This is a genomic window from Streptomyces sp. AC627_RSS907 (assembly GCF_019049165.1).
Genome location: NZ_JAGMUE010000172.1, coordinates 1 through 628 on the forward strand (window position 1 = coordinate 1; position 628 = coordinate 628).

Below are 628 nucleotides of genomic sequence, written 5' to 3' on the forward strand. Positions count from 1 at the left end.
TCTCGTGACTGCGTGCCTTTTGAAGAATGAGCCTGCGAGTTTGCGGTGTGTTGCGAGGTTAACCCGGGTGGGGTAGCCGTAGCGAAAGCGAGTCCGAATAGGGCGTTTGAGTAGCACGCTCAAGACCCGAAGCGGAGTGATCTAGCCATGGGCAGGTTGAAGCGGAGGTAAGACTTCGTGGAGGACCGAACCCACCAGGGTTGAAAACCTGGGGGATGACCTGTGGTTAGGGGTGAAAGGCCAATCAAACTCCGTGATAGCTGGTTCTCCCCGAAATGCATTTAGGTGCAGCGTCGTGTGTTTCTTGCCGGAGGTAGAGCACTGGATAGGCGATGGGCCCTACCGGGTTACTGACCTTAGCCAAACTCCGAATGCCGGTAAGTGAGAGCGCGGCAGTGAGACTGTGGGGGATAAGCTCCATGGTCGAGAGGGAAACAGCCCAGAGCATCGACTAAGGCCCCTAAGCGTACGCTAAGTGGGAAAGGATGTGGAGTCGCACAGACAACCAGGAGGTTGGCTTAGAAGCAGCCACCCTTGAAAGAGTGCGTAATAGCTCACTGGTCTAGTGATTCCGCGCCGACAATGTAGCGGGGCTCAAGCGTACCGCCGAAGTCGTGTCATTCACATA

General features: G+C 55.9%; 1 rRNA gene. It reads left to right on the forward strand.

Annotated features, from left to right (window positions below):
- A 23S ribosomal RNA gene (locus KUM32_RS30705) occupies nucleotides 1–628 on the forward strand; the annotation flags it as partial.